Here is a 16552-nt window from a genome sequence, read left to right on the forward strand (position 1 = left end):
CCATCAGCCAGAAAAACAGTGCCGTCAGCCAGATGCTGGAACGTAACCAAGCCCTCTTTGTCGGCAAGCGGCTCCTGGTGTGCGGCGCCCTGGAGGACGATTACCCCCGCCAACTGGCCGAACTGGCCCACTCGCTCACTGTCTTTACCACGGATTACTGCTATTACCGCAGCCAGCAGGCCGCGCTGGGGGATGCCATTCTGTTCGACCACCAGCTCGGCGGCGCCCCCCGCTTCAATGCCCTGCTGCTGCTGATGCCCAAGGCCAAGGCCGAGGCGCAATACCTGCTGGCCATGATGACGCCGCTGCTCGAAAGCGGAGCCGAGCTGTTCCTGGCCGGCGAGAACCGGGGCGGCATCAACGGGGCAGACAAGCTGCTGGCACCTTATGGCGAGAAACCGATCAAGCGCGACTCTGCGCGCCGCTGCTCTCTCTACCACGGCACGCTCGACAAACCGGTCGTCCCCTTCGAGCTGGACGCCTGGTTCAGTCGCTATGAGTGCCAGGCGGGCGACACCACCCTGACCGTCATGGCCCTGCCCGGGGTCTTCAGTGCAGACGGCCTGGATCTCGGCACCCAGATGCTGCTGGCGAGCCTCCCCCCCGTGACGGGCAAGCTGCTCGACTTTGGCTGCGGCGCCGGCGTCATCGGTTCCGTGCTGGCCAAGCGCAACCCGGCCCTGGCCGTCACCATGGTGGATATCAATGCCCTGGCACTGGAGTCCAGCCGCCGAACCCTGGCGGTCAACGGTCTGAGCGGGCGTGTTCATGCCTCCGATGTCTATTCCGACATTGCCGAAACATTCCAACAGATTGTCTCGAATCCCCCCTTCCATGCCGGGCTCAAGACCTTCTACGCCGCCACCGAAACCTTCCTGGCAAAGGCTCCTGAGTACCTGACCGCAAATGGCGCCCTGACCATAGTCGCCAATGCCTTCCTGCGATACCAGCCTATACTGGATGCGCACTTCAAACAGACCGAGGTGATCGCGGGCGACGCCAAATTCAAGGTGTATCTGAGCAAAGCTTAAAGAAGTGCAACGGTTGTAATAAAACAAGTAGAGAGTGCCAGACGGGATCTGTTAAGGTACCAAGAAAACGTTTACCACCCCTTTAGGGGTGTTTTTTTCGCAGCAACATGAAAACCTTTTCAACATCATGATCTCAGGGAGAGAACGACGATGGCAGGCATACTCACCATGATACTGGCAGGCGGTGAAGGTACCCGACTGCAACCGCTGACCACCACCCGCAGCAAACCCTCCGTGCCCTTTGGCGGCAGTTACCGGTTGATCGACTTCGTGCTCAACAACTTCGTCAACGCCGACTTCCTGCGCATCTATGTACTCACCCAGTTCAAGTCCCAGTCCCTTTATCTGCACATGAAGAAGGGCTGGAACATCGTCGGCATCACGGATCGCTTCATCGATCCCATTCCGGCCCAGATGCGAATGGGCAAACGCTGGTATGACGGCACCGCAGACGCCATTTACCAGAACCTGCGCTTCATCGAGATCTCCGACCCCGAGCACGTCTGCATCTTCGGCTCCGATCACATCTACAAGATGGACGTGAGCCAGATGGTGAGCTTCCACAAGCAGAAAGCGGCCGCCCTGACCGTCGCGGCACTGCGCATGCCCATCGAGGAAGCAAGCGCCTTCGGGGTGATCGAGGTGGATCAGGAAGGGCGCATGATTGGCTTTGAAGAAAAGCCCCGTCACCCGAAACACATCCCCGGCGACCCCACCCAGGCCCTGGTCTCCATGGGCAACTACATCTTCGAGACCGAGGCCCTCTATCGGGAGCTCAAGCGGGATGCCGCCGAGGAGAACTCCAGTCACGATTTCGGCAAGGACATCATTCCCAGCCTGTTCCCCCGTGCCCCCGTCTATGTCTATGACTACAGCACCAACGTGATCCCGGGCGAGAAGCCCAACGTCTACTGGCGCGATGTGGGGACGCTCGACTCTTACTGGCAGGCGCACATGGACCTGGTGGCCGATGATGCCCCCTTCTCTCTCTACAATCGCAAGTGGCCGCTGCACACCCATTACCCGCCCCTGCCCCCCGCCACCTTCATCGATACCGACGACTGCAAGGTCAAGATCGCCAACTCCCTGATCTCCGGTGGCTGCTTCATTCAGGGCAGCCAGATCCAGCGATCCATACTGGGATTTCGCTGCAACATAGGCCCCTGCAGCCACATCAGTGAATCCGTGCTGCTGGGGGATGTGAAAATCGGCGAAGGTTGCTCCATTCGCCGCGCCATCATCGACAAAAACGTTGAAATTGCACCCGGCACCGTGATCGGTGAGAATCTGGACCATGACAGAGAGCGGTTTACCGTATCCGAAGGCGGTATCGTCGTGGTACCTAAGGGAGCAAGAGTTGGCTATTAACCCACTGAAAATCCTGTTTGTAGCCTCGGAGGTTGAGGGGCTGGTGAAGACCGGGGGCCTGGCGGATGTGGCCAAGGCCCTGCCGCAGCATCTCGCCCGTCAGGGGCACGATGTGCGCATCATTATGCCCTTCTACAAGACCATCAAGCGCCGGGACGAGGCCACCCTCCTCGCCTCGCGCTGGCTCCCCACCCCCCAGGATCGCAGTGATATCAGCTATCGCATCCATCAGCTGGAACTGGACGGGATCTGCGTCTATCTGCTCGATTGCCCGCACTATTTCGACCGCCCCCAGCTCTATGCCGAGAACAACCAGGCCTATCCCGACAACGGTGAACGCTTTGCCTTTCTAGCCGCGGCGGCTCTGCATGCGTGCGAACAGCTGGGTTTCGCTCCCGACATCGCCCACTGCAACGACTGGCACACCGGTCTGCTGCCGCTGCTGCTGAAAACCCGTCATGCCCACAACCCCTTCTTCCAGCGCACCCGGTCGGTCATCAGCATTCACAACGCGGCCTTTCAGGGGGTATTCGATCGCCAGCAGTTCTGGGCCGTGCCGGAAATCCACGACTACGAGCAGCGCATCAACTACGACTATGGTCACATCAATCTGCTCAAGTGCGGTGTGCTCTACGCAGACAAGATCAATGCGGTCAGCCCCAACTACGCCAGCGAGCTGCTGACGCACCCGGGCGCTCACGGCATGGCCAGCGTATTCCAGCAGCGGGCTGCTGACCTGCGTGGCATCCTCAACGGCTGTGACTATCAGGACTGGGATCCCGCCTTCGATCCTCTGTTGCCCGCCACCTATGATGCCGACAACCTGGATGGCAAACACACCTGCAAGCGCATCCTGCAGCAGGAGACGGGGCTCCCCGTCGGCAACCTCCCCATCTATGGCATGGTGTGTCGACTGACCGAGCAGAAAGGAGTACACCTGCTCATCCCGGCGCTAGACAAGTTCTTGCAACATCAGGTCCAGGTAGTGATCGTGGGCTCCGGTGATCCCTCTCTCGCCGCCCAGTTGCAAAGCATTGCCCAGCAGCATCCCGACAAGTTTGCCTTCATCAATGCCTATGACGACCGTCTGGCCCACCTGGTGGAGGCCGGCGCCGACTTCTTCCTGATGCCTTCTCTGTTCGAGCCATGCGGGCTCAACCAGATGTACAGTCTGGCCTATGGCACCCTGCCCCTGGTGCGGGCCGTCGGCGGATTGAAAGATACCGTCGTGGACTGGGATGCCGACCCGACGCACGCGACCGGTTTCTGCTTCAACGATCCCACTGCCAGCACCTTGCTCGATGCCATGCGCCGCAGCTTGCTCCATTATCTGCAGGAACCGGCACGCTTTGCCCGTGTGCAGCACCACGCCATGAACACCCGCTTCGACTGGGCAGACTCCGTCATCTTGTACGAACAGATGTATCAGGATGCGCTGGCCACCGTCTGACGCCGATTGCTGAAGTTTTGTGCCCTTGGCACGCCTTTATCCGTCAACAGCGAAAAAAGTCCCCTTTGGCTGTTGACGCCCCCCCAAAACTCTATAGAATCCCCCACCGCAGTGATGCGAAGGTGGCGGAATTGGTAGACGCGCTAGCTTCAGGTGTTAGTGTCCCACGGATGTGAGGGTTCGAGTCCCTCTCTTCGCACCATACTGCAACATGCTCTTATCAGACGGCATGTAAATTCAGACTGATAACCGATGTGCGAAGGTGGCGGAATTGGTAGACGCGCTAGCTTCAGGTGTTAGTGCCCCCGGGTGTGAGGGTTCGAGTCCCTCTCTTCGCACCATGCTTTTGTCAGACAGCATGTAAATCCAGACTGATAACCCGATGTGCGAAGGTGGCGGAATTGGTAGACGCGCTAGCTTCAGGTGTTAGTGCCCCCCGGGTGTGAGGGTTCGAGTCCCTCTCTTCGCACCATGCTTTTATCAGACAGCATGTAAATCCAGACTGATAACCCGATGTGCGAAGGTGGCGGAATTGGTAGACGCGCTAGCTTCAGGTGTTAGTGCCCCCCGGGTGTGAGGGTTCGAGTCCCTCTCTTCGCACCATGCTTCTGGCATGTAAAACGCAGAAAATGCGCTCCAACCGCATTTAAAAACCAGCTGGAGAAAATCAGTGTGCGAAGGTGGCGGAATTGGTAGACGCGCTAGCTTCAGGTGTTAGTGTCCCACGGATGTGAGGGTTCGAGTCCCTCTCTTCGCACCATCATTCTGCAAAGGCCCGTTACGAGAGTAACGGGCCTTTTGTGTTTTCATGCCCCATGGCTATGCTGTTGAAGATGCTGCGCCACCACGGGGGTTTTCCCATGATCCTGGATACCGATATTCACAACTTCTATGAGCATCTGGTGCTCAAGGAGATAGAAAAGCAGGGGTTGGCTCGAACATTGACCCCCTATCAGCTGGCAGACCTCTGCTGCCTGACACTCAACCAGCTTCCTTCCCACTACATCCGTCACGATGTCGACATGATCTACTTCACGACAGACGCCGAACGCAGCGAGATGGAGAAGAAGGTCATCGCCTCCCTGCGCCAGGCCTACGACAAGATCCAGGCCGTCCCCACTCGCCAGGCTTAATGCCAGCCCTGCTGCCAGAGCAGAGTGACGACCCCTGTCATTCCCGCAACCGGCAGCAGGATCAACACCGGTCTCAGCCTGGGTTCCAGCATGACCCAGGCAGCCAGCAAGAACCCCAGGCTCCAGAACCCGTATTCCTTCTCCTGACCCCAGACCAGCACCACCAGAAGGGCGGCCAAGAGCAGAGCGCGTGCTATCCAGTTCATTGGCATTGGTCCGAAAAAAGATTAATGATAACCATTATCATATTTGGTGTTGCCATCTGCAATCGAACTTGCCTATGGATCTCCGGCTATCAAACGGTGTCGATTGAACAGTGAAAAATGCCGATTAGATCAACTATTTTGTGGGATTTTAAAATTTTAAAGCTGTTTTTCCGAATGAGCAGGGATTTTACACCTCCGCTTTATGGTAGATTGCGCCCTCTTTTGGTAAGCCTCTCGGGATCGACACATCCGCAGGACGAGAGGGGCTGACCTTGGCGAGCAAGAGTTTAGGGAGCGTCTATGCAAAACCAACAACACCACATCCGATTGCCGGGCATGTCGCAAGTATTTGCCTGCCTGGCCATTTTCCTGGCCCTGGCCTTCTCCTTCACCAGCGTGCTGGATCTGCCAATCCAGCTGGCACTGTTCATCGCCTGGTTCGTCATCATGGGGCTCGGCATCAAGCTCGGCCATGATTACAAATCCCTGGAACAGGCGGCAGTCGACGGCGTCGCCAAGGGGATGGGGGCCATCCTGATACTGATCTCCGTCGGTGCCCTGGTGGGCACCTGGATTGCCGGCGGCATCGTCCCCAGCATCATCTACTTCGGCCTCAAGGTGATACACCCCTCCATCTTCCTGCTGGCGACCCTGATCATCTGCTCTCTCACCTCGCTGGCCACCGGCACCTCCTGGGGCTCGGCGGCCACCGCCGGCATCGCCATGATGGGTATAGGCCACAGCCTGGGGGTACCCGCGCCGCTGGTAGCCGGTGCCGTGCTCTCCGGCGTCTACTTCGGTGACAAGCTCTCCCCGCTCTCCGACTCCGTGGTGCTGGCCTCGACCATGTCCAACGTCGACGTGATGGAACACATCAAGGGGATGCTGCCCATCAGCCTGTTCTCCTACGTCATCACCGCCGCCCTGTTCACCGTGGTCGGCATGCAGTACTCCGGCAACGTCAGCCTGGAGCAGGTCAATCTGGTGATGGACGCCCTCGACAAGCAGTTCAACATCACCCCCATGGCCATAGTGCCCGTGGTGCTGGTGCTGGGCCTGTTGGCCAACCGCAAGCCCGCCTTCCCGGTGATCAGCTTCGGCGCCTTGCTGGGTCTTGTCTGGGCCATCGTCTTCCAGGACATGGATCCGGTGAAGGCGATGCACTCCGCCTACAGCCCGTTTGCCATCACCTCAGGCGTCGATTTCATCGACAACATCCTGGGCCGTGGCGGCATGGAGTCCATGCTGGGTTCCGTGGCCGTCATCATCTTCGGCTTGGGCTTCGGCGGTCTGCTGGAGAAGGTCGGCATCCTCTCCGTCATCGCCAGTGCCTTCGAGAAGCGCATCAACAGCGCCGGCAGCCTGACCAGCCACACCATCGGCACCGCCTTCCTGGCCAACGTGTTCGGTTCCGCTATGTATGTATCGCTGATCCTGACCCCCAAGATCATGGCCAAGAACTACGACAGACTGGGGCTTGCGCGCAAGAACCTCTCCCGCAACGCCGAGTTTGGCGGCACCCTCACCTGCGGCATGGTGCCCTGGAGCGACAACGGCATCTTCATGGCAGGGGTCCTCGGGGTAGCGACCCTCGACTACCTGCCCTACATGTGGCTCAGCTTCACCTGCATCATAGTGACCATCACCCTCGCCTATCTGGGCAAGGGAGTGAACCGTGTACCGGTCACAGAGGCGGTGACAACCCGCTAATTTCCGTAAAAACAACGACAAAGGCGCCATCACAGCGCCTTTTGTCTGGGTGCGATTCGAGGTTAAGCTGGCACCCACCTTGATCCCACGTGGCAGGACGCCCAGATGAACTTCACCTTTCGCCAGATCCGCTATTTCGTGGCGGTGGCCGACAGCTTCTCGGTGAGCCGGGCAGCCGCCGAGCTGCACATCTCCCAGTCGGCGGTCACCAGCGCCATCCGCGAGCTGGAGACCGAGCTCGGCGCGCCCTGTTCGAGCGCAACCCGCGCGGCGTCAGCCTCACCACCCAGGGCCACCAGTTTCTGCTGCACGCCCGTCGCATCCTAAGCGCCATGACCGAAGCCGGCCAGTCCCTCAAGGCGGTGGCCCAGCAGGATCAGGGGCGGCTTACCATAGGCGTAACCACGCTGGTGGCAGGCTACTATCTGTCGGAGGCTCTCGGCCGTTTTCGCCGCGCCTTCCCGGCGGTACAGATCGAGGTGAAGGAGGATGAGCAGCCCTATCTCGAACACCAGATCGTCAACGGCGAGGTGGACGTGGGGATCCTGATGACCAACCGCACCATCCGCCAGGAGGCGTTCGATACCGAGTTGCTGACCCGCTCGCCGCTGCGGGTCTGGCTCGCCGCCAACCACCCCCTCTGCGCCGAGTCGACCCTCTCCCTCAAGGCGCTCGGCGAGGAGCCCATGATCTCGCTGACCGCCGACCAGCTGGACCAGATCATCGGCGGCGGCCTGCGCCGCTACGGCATCTCGCCGCGCATCGTGCTGCGTACCGCCTCGGTGGAGGCGGTACGCAGCCTGGTGGCGAGCCAGCTCGGACTCGCCCTGCTGCCGGACTTTGCCTACCGCCCCTGGTCGCTGGAGCAGGAGCGGGTCGAGGCCCGCGCCATCAAGGAGCCCATTCCCGCCATCGACATTGGCCTGGTGTGGCGGCGTGGCTCCCGGCTGGAGTGGACCGCCCGCGAGTTCATCGACATAGTGCGGGATCAGAGCCGGCTGCGGGCCCGCCAGCACCTTCCCCGCTGAGTGGAGCCTCCTGCTCCGTCACGGGGTCTCTTGCAGAAATTCAGATTCATCTGCACTCGATATCAATTTTTAAGATACCTCTGGCGTTAAAAATTGAAATTCTCATTGCTCACGGCTTCTCCTACGCTCATGACTGGTTAACAGGATGTTAATTGTCAGCGTGGCATCACAACCGTGCCCGCCCCAGCAAGGAGAGCAAGATGAAACTGACCCCCCTCACCCTGGCCCTGATCGCCCATGCCCGTCAGGAGGATGAAATTGTGCGCCGGGAGGTATTTGGCCCGGTGGTGTCGGTGACCCGCTTCAGCGACGCCGAGCAGGTGGTGCAGTGGGCCAACGACTCGGACTACGGCCTCGCCAGCTCGGTCTGGACCCGGGATCTCGGCCTTGCCAGCAAGGTAGCCAGCCACCTGCAGTACGGCTGCACCTGGATCAACACCCACTTCATGCTCACCTCCGAGATGCCCCACGGCGGCATGAAGATGTCCGGCTACGGCAAGGATCTCTCCCTCTGTGCGCTGGAGGACTACACGGTACCGCGCCATATCATGGTCAAGCTCTAGGCTCCACTCCGTCCCCCTGAAAACAAGATGGCCCCAAGGGGCCATCTTGTTTTGCATCAGGTCTGTGCATCCCTGCTGTGCACCGACGCAGCGTCACCATTCACCCGACCTCGACCCGCATCAACGTCATGACAACCGCCACAGCCAGTGGTGATCCAGAATCAGCAGACCAAACAGCAACATCAGGTGATAGATGGAGAAACGGAAGGTGCGCATCGCCTGGCCGGGCCGATCCCCGTACTTCAACAGCCAACCATGCCAGCAGAATCCGAGGTTCAACCCAAGGCTGCCGACCAGGTAGACAAGCCCCGACATACCGATCAGATAGGGCAGCAGACAGACGAGCGTCAGGATCAGCAGATAGAGCAGGATGGCGGTCTTGGTGAAATCGGTGCCGTGGGTGACGGGCAGCATGGGAATATCGGCACCGGCATAGTCATCGCGCCGGTGGATGGCCAAAGACCAGAAATGGGGCGGCGTCCAGGTAAAGATGATCATCACCAGCAGCCAGGGCTCGGCCGAAAGCTGCCCCGTGATGCTGGTCCAGCCCAAGAGCGGTGGCATGGCTCCCGCCAATCCGCCGATGACGATATTCTGCGGCGTGGCCCGCTTCAGCAGCAGGGTATAGACGACCGCATAGCCGAACAGGCTGGCCAGGGTTAGCCAGGCAGTCAGGGGATTTACGCCCCAATGGAGCAGAACAAACCCCGACAGTGCCAGACAGATCGCGAAACTCATCGCCTGCCCCGGCGTGATCCGTCCCGTGGCGACCGGGCGCCAGCGCGTTCTTGGCATCCGGGCATCGATGCCGCTATCCAGAGAATGGTTCATGGCTGCCGCCCCGGCAGCGAGCAGTCCAATCCCCGACAGGCCCAGTATCATCTTGTCCAGAGAGGCGCGTGTCGGCTCGGCCAGCAGCATGCCCACCCAGGCGGTCAGGAGCAGCAGGGCGACCACCTTTGGTTTGGTCAACTGACAATAATCGTGCACCCGGCGGAGGGCGAAGCGCTGTACCCGCCCTCTCCCATTCATGTCCGGCTCCTGACCATCCCAGGGGATGCCAAGGGGTCGTGATGATGCAAAGAGAGGCTCCCGCGCGCCAGCACACAACAGGCCAGCAGGTGGGCGGCCACCAGATTGTGTGCAAGGGCGTTGGCCAGCGGCAGGGCCAGATGGACGTTCGCCAATCCCAAGGCAATCTGCACGGTCAGCAGACCCAGCAACAACCAGCCAAATCCTCTCAGGGGCGTCCGCTGGCAGAGCAGCGCGAGGGCGAAAGCCCCCACCAGCAAGGCCGTGGTCAGCGCTCCCAGGCGATGGGCGATGTGAATGGTCTGGCGCGCCTCCTTGCCCAGCACGCCGAACTCATAGCTGGCGTGCCCCAGAGGGAGATGAAAGGCTTGCGCCCAATTCAGCTCTGCCTGCCAGTTGCCCTGGCACAAGGGAAACTCCACACACGCCATGGCCGCATAGTTCGCCGACGTCCAGCCCCCCAGCGCGATCTGCAGCAGCAACACGCCACAGGCCATGCTGCCAAGCCAGGAAACGCCCTGGTGTACGGGCGGGGGTGAAGGGAAACCTGCCAATTCGGCCCGATAGAGCCAAAGCAAGGTCAGGATGGCGAAGCCGCCCAGCAGATGAGTGGTCACCACCAGGGGATGCAGGGCCAGGGTCACCGTCCACATACCCAGTGCCGCCTGACCCGCAACCAGCACCAGCAAGATGAGCGAGAGGTGGCGCAGTCGGCCGCCTGTACGCCAGCCCAAGCCGGACAGGAGCACAATCACGCCTCCCAGCACCCCGGCGAAGTAGCGATGCACCATCTCGCTGCGCGCCTTGTGAGGAACAAGCGGGCTGGCCGGATAGCGCTGTGCCGCCAGTTCCGCATGCTCGGCGCGGGGAATGGCAAGGGAACCATAGCAACCTGGCCAATCGGGGCATGCCAGCCCGGCATCCGTCAACCGGGTATAAGCACCGAGCGCGATGACAAGAACTGCCAGCGCAATGGCCACGGAGGCCAGCCTCTTGTGCATCTTCATATGCCGCCTCGTTGACCGTGCAGTAGCCAGAAGATGCGAGTCCCATGTCGGCTGCATCGTCACTGCACCCCACGCTGATATTTGAGCAGTTGCTGCAGATCCGACAGTACCGCCTTGCCAAGCAACGGCCAGGTCGTCGTGCTGCCGGGCACCTCGTAACGCAAGATGGCCAGCCCGCGGGCGTCCACCAGCAGTATATCCCCCTCCCTCATTTCACTGTTTGCCTCGTGAGGTGGCGTCAACTGGACCAGCTCCAGCTTGTCCAGATTACGGCCAAGTGCGGCCTGGATACGTGCCATCAGCGCGGGGACCTGCCGGCATTGCCCCTCGCAGCGAGGGGCCACCAGATAGACCAGTCGCCATTGGTGCTGATGGGCAGGAAGCGGTTGCAACAGGTAGATCTCCTGGTGCAGCCAGTGCCCCTTGCTGCGCGTGCCGGTTTCATACCAGCCCTGGTGAAGAGTCAGAGCCGCCAGCACCACAGGCAGCAGGATCACCGCTGCAAAGAGCGCTGGCACCCGCCAGCGTCGCCATCCGCTCATGGGGAGCACCTCCTCGTCAGCATGACCCCCCCTGACAGAACCACCAGCGCCAAGCCGAGCCATTGCACCGCATAGGCCCGGTGTTTTTCGGGAGGCATGACATTGTGCTGGTAGTGATAGAGGAGTGGGGTTCGTCTTTGATACAACACGGCGTCTGCAAGCGGGGCTCCGATTGCCTGTCGCAGGGTCTCGACCCTGATGGATTGCAGCCGGTTCGGGTAGGGGCCTGGTTCTATGTTCTGTCCCAGCAGGAAGCCACCGGGAGCCATGCGCAGCACACCTTCAAGGGTCATAGCGGCGGGGATGGCGGGATTGGGCAATTGCGACCTGTCGGATGGCGCGGGCACCCATCCCAGGTTGACCAGCAACAGTGAGGATCCCCCCTCTGCGCGTACCGGGATGAGCACGTCATAGCCAACCTCCCCGTTGACGATCTGGTTGTCCAGCAACCAGACATAAGGGCTGACCCACTCGGCTTTCCCTTGCAGAGGCTGGCCATCCAGTGACTCCGGGTGTTGCCAGTCGATCTGGGCCAATGTCCTTGGCCCGGCCTGCTGCATCTTTGCCATCTGCGCCAGCCAGGCCGTTTTTTCCATTCCGCGCTGCCACTGCCAGAACGCCAGCTTGCACAAACCGGCCGTCACCACCAGAGTGAACAACAAGACGAACCAGCGTCTGTGATGCCATGGTCGTCGCTTGTCTCGTGCAGCCGAATCGCGCATATCGAGGAGGATCCCAAGATGTTGATCAAGGTCGTTCTGATACTCATGCTGCTGCTCATCATCGGCCAGCTGTTTCACGCCCTCTGGCTGATGCTCAGTGCAGGCAATACGCAAAAGATGTCGGTACCTCTGGGCCGACGCGTCTTCTTCTCCCTGCTGGTGGTCATCATACTGCTGCTCTCTCTCGCGATGGGCTGGCTGGAGCCCAACCCTCGCCCCTACTGAGCACGGCATCAAAGCAGGTAGACAAAGACGAACAGACAGAGCCAGACCACATCGACGAAGTGCCAGTACCAGGCCGCAGCCTGGAAAGCGAAATGACGCTGTGGGGTGAAATGATCCCTCAACATGATGCGCAGCCAGATGATGGTCAGGAAAAGGGTGCCCAGCAGCACGTGCAGTCCATGGAACCCGGTCAGAATGAAGAAGGTATTGCCATAGATGCCGGAATCCAGCCGCAACCCGAGATCCCGATAGGCATGCAGATACTCATAGCCTTGAAACCACAGGAATGTCAGCCCGAGCACCACGGTGGCCAGCAACATCCCCTTGAGCCGCATGCGTCTGCCGTTTTCCAGACTCATGTGTGCAAACAGCAGGGTCACGGAGGAGCCGAGCAGGATCAAGGTATTGATGAGGGGGATCCCCAGCCAGGGCATGGCCTGGGTCGTGGCCCCGCCGGGCGTCTTGAGCAGGGGCCAGTGAGCGGTGAAATCCGGCCACAGCAGCTGGCCCGTCATCACCCTGTGGCCCGCACCATCCAGCCAGGGCACCGCAAGCTGGCGGGCATAGAACAGCACTCCGAAAAAAGCCAGAAAGAACATCACTTCGGAGAAGATGAACCAGACCATGCCCTGCCTGAAGGATCTGTCCATCTGGGCGCTGTAGAGCCCGGTCATGGACTCCCGGATGATGTGACGGAACCAGCCAAACAACATGAATGCCAGCAGGGCGACACCGGCCATCATCAGATACCGGCCGAAACCGGTCTGCCCACTCGCCACTTCATTGACCAGATGTCCCGCCCCCAACGCCAGGAAAAACAGTGCAATGGCACCAATGATGGGCCAGCGACTCTGGTCCGGGACATAATAGGTCTGGTTCACCTTGGCCATGGTCATTTCCTCTGTGCGAGTGCCGGTGCAGGTACGGACTCCGTGATGTCATAGAGCGAGTAGGAAAGCGTGATGGTATTGATGCTGCCCGGTAGTGCCGGATCGATATAGAACTTGAGCGGCATCAGCTTGCTCTGCCCTGCCCTCAGCTCCTGGCGATTGAAGCAGAAACACTCCACTTTCTTCAGATAGGCTGCGGCGGGACCGGGAGAGACCGACGGGACCGCCTGACCCACCATGGCCCGCTCCGTGGGATTGAACACCCGAAAGTTGACCATCTTCACCTCCCCCGGCCGCACCGACAGCCGAGCCGTCTCACCGCTGAACTCCCACGGCATCCGGGTATCCGCATGAGCAAGAAACTCGATCTGGATGCTCCGCTTGCTGTCGATCACCGCCCGCTCCGTACTGGCCGCTTGATCAGACGTCTTGCCATTGAGGCCGGTGATCCGGCAGAAGACGTCATAAAGCGGCACCAGCGCAAAGGCAAAACCAAACATGACGAGCACGACCAGAGCCAGTTTTCTGAGCAAGGGGGCATGACTGACCTGGGTCATATGACCTCCCTAACGCTCTTCCGACCGGATATCCGGCGGAGTCTGGAAACTGTGATAGGGAGGGGGAGAAGAGAGCGTCCATTCCAGCCCCTCGGCCCCCTCCCATACCCGATCGCTCGCCTTGGCTCCGCCTCTGATGCATTTGATCACGCCCCAGACAAACAGCAGCTGGGACAAGCCGAAGGCAAAGCCCCCCAGGCTGATCAGCATGTTGAAGTCGGCAAATTGCAGGGCGTAATCGGGAATGCGGCGAGGCATGCCCGCCAGCCCGACAAAATGCATGGGGAAAAACAGCACATTGACCGAGACGAGCGAACACCAGAAATGCCATTGGCCGAGCCGCTCGTCATACATGTGCCCCGTCCATTTCGGCAACCAGTAGTAGGCCGCAGCCAGGATCGAGAAGACGGCACCGGTCACCAGCACATAGTGGAAATGGGCCACTACGAAATAGGTGTCGTGATACTGAAAATCAGCCGGCGTCATGGCCAGCATCAGCCCGGAGAAACCGCCAATGGTGAACAGAGTGATGAAGGCGATGGCAAACAGCATGGGGGTCTCGAATGTCAGAGAACCACGCCACATGGTAGCAAGCCAGTTGAATACCTTTACCCCTGTCGGCACCGCGATCAACATGGTGGTGTACATGAAGAACAGCTCCGCCACCACGGGCAATCCGGTGGTGAACATGTGGTGAGCCCAGACCATGAAGGAGAGCAAGGCGATGCTGCTGGTGGCATAGACCATGGAGCGATAACCGAACAGCTTCTTGCGGGAGAAGGTCGGAATGATGCTGGAGACGATGCCGAAAGCCGGCAATATCATGATGTAGACTTCCGGGTGCCCGAAGAACCAGAAAATGTGCTGAAACAGGACAGGATCCCCCCCACCGGCCGCATCGAAGAAACTGGTCCCGAAATACTTGTCCGTCAGCACCATGGTCACCGCAGCCGCCAGCACCGGCATGACAGCGATGAGCAGAAACGCCGTGATGAGCCAGGTCCAGACAAACAGCGGCATCTGCATCCAGCCCATGCCCGGCGCCCGCAGGTTGAAGATGGTCACGATGACGTTGATGGCCCCCATGATGGAGGAGATCCCCATGATGTGAATGGCAAAGACAAACAGGGCCGTGCTGTTGCCGCTGTACTGGGTGGACAGGGGGGCATAGAAGGTCCAGCCAGAACTGGGGCCGCCTCCCTCCATAAACAGGCTCGACAGGAGGATGAGGAAAGCAAACGGCAGGATCCAGAAGCTCCAGTTGTTCATGCGGGGCAGCGCCATGTCAGGGGCCCCAATCATGATGGGGATCAGCCAGTTGGCGAGGCCGGTGAAGGCGGGCATGACGGCACCAAAGACCATGATAAGGCCGTGTACTGTGGTCATCTGGTTGAAAAACAGGGGTTCCACCAGTTGCAGTCCGGGCTGGAACAGTTCTGCCCGGATCACCATGGCCATGGCGCCACCGGTAAAGAACATGGTGAGAGCAAAGCACAGATACAGGGTACCGATGTCCTTGTGATTGGTGGTGTAGAGCCAGCGCCTCAGACCGGCCGCTGGCTGGTGGACATGTTCGCTGTGCGGGGTATCCGTGATTCCATCACTCATGCCGACGCCTCACTTGTCCTTGTCCAGATTGGCCGGGTTGAGAAGGGACTGCACCTCGGCTGGCTGCACAAGGTCACCGGTCTTGTTATCCCAGGCATTGCGCTCATAGGTGATGACGGCGGCCAGTTCCTGCGCCGTCAACTGTTTGCCAAAAGGTTGCATCGCCGTGCCGCTCTTGCCATGCAGGACGATGTCCAGATGCTGGGCCCGATGCTCCGCCTGTGTGGTCACCTTGCTGCCATTGAGCGCCGGGAAGATGCCCGGCAATCCGGTACCCGCGGGCTGATGACAGGCCGCACAGTGGCCCAGATAGACTTTCTCCCCCTGCGCCATGGCTTGTGGCAACGTCATGGTCTCCGCTGCCTGCGCCTGTTGCTGTGCCTTGGCAGTTGCCTGCTCGTCTCCCTTTCTGGCAATCCACTTCTCGAACTCCTCTGCGGATTTGGCCACCACAACCACGGGCATGAAACCGTGATCCTTCCCGCACAGCTCGGCGCACTGCCCACGATAGGTGCCCGGCTTGTCGATCCGGGTCCAGGACTCGTTGATGTAGCCAGGATTGGCATCTTTTTTCACGGCGAAGGCGGGAACCCACCAGGAGTGAATGACATCGTCCGAGGTCATCAGGAAACGGATCTTCTTGCCGACCGGCAATACCAGAGGGTTATCCACCTCCAGCAGATAATTGCCGCCCTTGGGGGCATCACCGGAGATCTGCTGTTTGCTGGTCGCCAGCAGGGAATAAAACGCCACCGGATACTCGAGGTATTTGTAATGCCATTTCCATTGCGAGCCCGTGACGAGGACGGTGAGATCGGCCTTGGAGGTATCCTCCATCTTCAACAGGGTCGAGGTTGCCGGTGCCGCCATCGCGATCAGTATCAACACGGGGATGGCCGTCCACAGCAACTCGATGCGGGTGCTTTCGTGAAACTGGGCGGCTTTGGCACCGCGCGATTTTCGATGGTGCACGATGGACCAGAACATGATGCCGAAGACGAGCAGACCGATGACGCAACAGATATAGAAAATCGTCATGTGCAGGTCATAGACCTGCTGGCTGATGGCGGTCGCCCCGCGCGTCATGTTGAACCGGATCTCATTGGCAAAGGCGCTGCTGCTGATGAACCACATCATCATTCAGGCACCTGCCTGAGCTGCATCGTTTCTCACATTGCACTCCCTGTGCACGTTGGAGAAGATGGCCTGCATTCCATACACCAAAAGCTAACCATCTGAAAATAATGCATTTATTAAAATTCATTTCACATTCAAGTATTAGTCCATATTCAGAAAAAACCAAAATGCAGACAGCCCTGACCAGGCTCATCAGAGCAGTGGCAATAGGCAAAACGCGAGCAGGGAAGAGGGAGAAACGGGTCCCGGGGTGGCCACGTCTTGAACGGGGAGAGCTTTAGCCATGGTGAGTCGAATCGATGTGCAGAACCCGGGAGGGGCCATGGGTTCCTCCCGGGCTCCG

Annotated in this window: 14 protein-coding genes, 5 tRNA genes and 3 pseudogenes; 13 read left to right on the top strand and 9 right to left on the bottom strand. The window is 59.8% G+C overall.

Going from position 1 to position 16552, the window contains the following annotated elements; genetic code table 11:
* Positions 1–2: 2 nt before the first annotated feature.
* From rsmC to J9892_RS16740, 9 genes and pseudogenes are all read left to right on the top strand, one after another.
* Positions 3–1031, top strand: coding sequence for a 16S rRNA (guanine(1207)-N(2))-methyltransferase RsmC (gene rsmC, locus J9892_RS16700; RefSeq protein WP_200164901.1), 1029 nt, complete (start codon positions 3–5; stop codon positions 1029–1031).
* A 147-nt stretch (positions 1032–1178) separates the two neighbouring features.
* Positions 1179–2399, top strand: a pseudogene (gene glgC / locus J9892_RS16705) (glucose-1-phosphate adenylyltransferase); the annotation flags it as partial.
* Positions 2389–3849 (top strand): glycogen synthase GlgA, encoded by a 1461-nt coding sequence (glgA, locus tag J9892_RS16710; RefSeq protein ID WP_029314827.1) that lies wholly within the window; start codon positions 2389–2391, stop codon positions 3847–3849. The pseudogene glgC and the gene glgA, both read left to right, overlap by 11 nt.
* Before the next feature lie 116 nt (positions 3850–3965).
* A tRNA-Leu gene (locus tag J9892_RS16715) sits at positions 3966–4051 on the top strand.
* Positions 4052–4105: 54 nt separating this feature from the next.
* A tRNA-Leu gene (locus J9892_RS16720) sits at positions 4106–4190 on the top strand.
* Positions 4191–4235: 45 nt separating this feature from the next.
* Positions 4236–4321 (top strand) — tRNA-Leu (locus tag J9892_RS16725).
* Between the two features lie 45 nt (positions 4322–4366).
* Positions 4367–4452 (top strand) — tRNA-Leu (locus tag J9892_RS16730).
* Positions 4453–4523: 71 nt separating this feature from the next.
* Positions 4524–4609 (top strand) — tRNA-Leu (locus J9892_RS16735).
* Between the two features lie 100 nt (positions 4610–4709).
* The gene (locus J9892_RS16740; protein ID WP_029314828.1) at positions 4710–4982 is read left to right on the top strand and encodes a late competence development ComFB family protein; all 273 of its coding nucleotides are present in this window, start codon (positions 4710–4712) and stop codon (positions 4980–4982) included.
* Here the strand turns inward: J9892_RS16740 and J9892_RS16745 are convergent.
* Entirely contained in the window at positions 4979–5188 is a 210-nt protein-coding gene (locus tag J9892_RS16745; protein ID WP_171865440.1) for a hypothetical protein, read from the bottom strand. The genes J9892_RS16740 and J9892_RS16745 overlap by 4 nt on opposite strands.
* A 300-nt stretch (positions 5189–5488) precedes the next feature.
* On the opposite strand from J9892_RS16745, the gene nhaC reads away from it, so the two are divergent.
* The 3 genes and pseudogenes from nhaC to J9892_RS16760 all read left to right on the top strand — a co-directional run.
* On the top strand, positions 5489–6898 hold the full coding sequence (gene nhaC / locus J9892_RS16750; RefSeq protein ID WP_103243757.1) for a Na+/H+ antiporter NhaC: 1410 nt from the start codon (positions 5489–5491) through the stop codon (positions 6896–6898).
* 105 nt (positions 6899–7003) lie between these two features.
* Positions 7004–7926, top strand: a pseudogene (locus J9892_RS16755) (LysR family transcriptional regulator).
* Positions 7927–8153: 227 nt separating this feature from the next.
* A pseudogene (locus J9892_RS16760) lies at positions 8154–8489 on the top strand (aldehyde dehydrogenase family protein); the annotation flags it as partial.
* 126 nt (positions 8490–8615) lie between these two features.
* On the opposite strand, the gene cyoE reads toward J9892_RS16760, so the two are convergent.
* From cyoE to J9892_RS16780, 4 genes are read right to left on the bottom strand one after another with little or no spacing between them, the layout of a single operon-like run.
* Entirely contained in the window at positions 8616–9521 is a 906-nt protein-coding gene (gene cyoE, locus J9892_RS16765) for a heme o synthase (protein ID WP_200164351.1), read from the bottom strand.
* Positions 9518–10528: a COX15/CtaA family protein gene (locus tag J9892_RS16770; RefSeq protein ID WP_200164350.1), complete on the bottom strand. Its 1011-nt coding sequence runs from the start codon at positions 10526–10528 to the stop codon at positions 9518–9520. Before J9892_RS16770 ends, cyoE begins: the two co-directional genes overlap by 4 nt.
* Positions 10529–10587: 59 nt before the next feature.
* The gene (locus J9892_RS16775) at positions 10588–11070 is read right to left on the bottom strand and encodes a hypothetical protein (RefSeq protein ID WP_200164349.1); all 483 of its coding nucleotides are present in this window, start codon (positions 11068–11070) and stop codon (positions 10588–10590) included.
* Positions 11067–11792 (bottom strand): SURF1 family protein, encoded by a 726-nt coding sequence (locus J9892_RS16780; protein WP_246876694.1) that lies wholly within the window; start codon positions 11790–11792, stop codon positions 11067–11069. Before J9892_RS16780 ends, J9892_RS16775 begins: the two co-directional genes overlap by 4 nt.
* Before the next feature lie 18 nt (positions 11793–11810).
* Here J9892_RS16780 and J9892_RS16785 point away from each other — a divergent pair, with 18 nt between their 5' ends.
* On the top strand, positions 11811–12017 hold the full coding sequence (locus J9892_RS16785; protein WP_043152873.1) for a DUF2909 family protein: 207 nt from the start codon (positions 11811–11813) through the stop codon (positions 12015–12017).
* A gap of 8 nt (positions 12018–12025) precedes the next feature.
* Here J9892_RS16785 and J9892_RS16790 read toward each other — a convergent pair whose 3' ends face one another.
* From J9892_RS16790 to coxB, 4 genes are read right to left on the bottom strand one after another with little or no spacing between them, the layout of a single operon-like run.
* Positions 12026–12907: a cytochrome c oxidase subunit 3 gene (locus J9892_RS16790; RefSeq protein ID WP_128312924.1), complete on the bottom strand. Its 882-nt coding sequence runs from the start codon at positions 12905–12907 to the stop codon at positions 12026–12028.
* A gap of 2 nt (positions 12908–12909) precedes the next feature.
* Positions 12910–13464, bottom strand: a complete 555-nt coding sequence (locus J9892_RS16795) for a cytochrome c oxidase assembly protein (protein WP_200164348.1) — start codon at positions 13462–13464, stop codon at positions 12910–12912.
* A gap of 9 nt (positions 13465–13473) precedes the next feature.
* The gene (ctaD, locus tag J9892_RS16800) at positions 13474–15072 is read right to left on the bottom strand and encodes a cytochrome c oxidase subunit I (protein ID WP_069784288.1); all 1599 of its coding nucleotides are present in this window, start codon (positions 15070–15072) and stop codon (positions 13474–13476) included.
* Between the two features lie 9 nt (positions 15073–15081).
* Positions 15082–16212 carry a cytochrome c oxidase subunit II gene (gene coxB, locus J9892_RS16805; protein WP_234035468.1) on the bottom strand — a complete coding sequence of 377 codons (1131 nt, stop codon included), beginning with the start codon at positions 16210–16212 and terminating at the stop codon, positions 15082–15084.
* Positions 16213–16552 lie beyond the last annotated feature (340 nt).

This window comes from Aeromonas sp. Prich7-2 (assembly GCF_017939255.1).
Taxonomy (GTDB): Bacteria; Pseudomonadota; Gammaproteobacteria; order Enterobacterales; family Aeromonadaceae; genus Aeromonas; species Aeromonas caviae.

Excerpts from the sequence above, each read along its gene's own strand:
- J9892_RS16775 (WP_200164349.1), bottom strand. The coding sequence starts at position 11,070 with ATGAGCGGATGGCGACGCTGGCGGGTGCCAGCGCTCTTTGCAGCGGTG.
- cyoE (WP_200164351.1), bottom strand. The coding sequence starts at position 9,521 with ATGAATGGGAGAGGGCGGGTACAGCGCTTCGCCCTCCGCCGGGTGCAC.
- J9892_RS16740 (WP_029314828.1), top strand. The coding sequence starts at position 4,710 with ATGATCCTGGATACCGATATTCACAACTTCTATGAGCATCTGGTGCTC.
- ctaD (WP_069784288.1), bottom strand. The coding sequence starts at position 15,072 with ATGAGTGATGGAATCACGGATACCCCGCACAGCGAACATGTCCACCAG.
- coxB (WP_234035468.1), bottom strand. The coding sequence starts at position 16,212 with ATGATGATGTGGTTCATCAGCAGCAGCGCCTTTGCCAATGAGATCCGG.
- J9892_RS16770 (WP_200164350.1), bottom strand. The coding sequence starts at position 10,528 with ATGAAGATGCACAAGAGGCTGGCCTCCGTGGCCATTGCGCTGGCAGTT.
- nhaC (WP_103243757.1), top strand. The coding sequence starts at position 5,489 with ATGCAAAACCAACAACACCACATCCGATTGCCGGGCATGTCGCAAGTA.
- J9892_RS16745 (WP_171865440.1), bottom strand. The coding sequence starts at position 5,188 with ATGAACTGGATAGCACGCGCTCTGCTCTTGGCCGCCCTTCTGGTGGTG.
- J9892_RS16790 (WP_128312924.1), bottom strand. The coding sequence starts at position 12,907 with ATGGCCAAGGTGAACCAGACCTATTATGTCCCGGACCAGAGTCGCTGG.
- J9892_RS16785 (WP_043152873.1), top strand. The coding sequence starts at position 11,811 with ATGTTGATCAAGGTCGTTCTGATACTCATGCTGCTGCTCATCATCGGC.
- J9892_RS16795 (WP_200164348.1), bottom strand. The coding sequence starts at position 13,464 with ATGACCCAGGTCAGTCATGCCCCCTTGCTCAGAAAACTGGCTCTGGTC.
- J9892_RS16780 (WP_246876694.1), bottom strand. The coding sequence starts at position 11,792 with ATGCGCGATTCGGCTGCACGAGACAAGCGACGACCATGGCATCACAGA.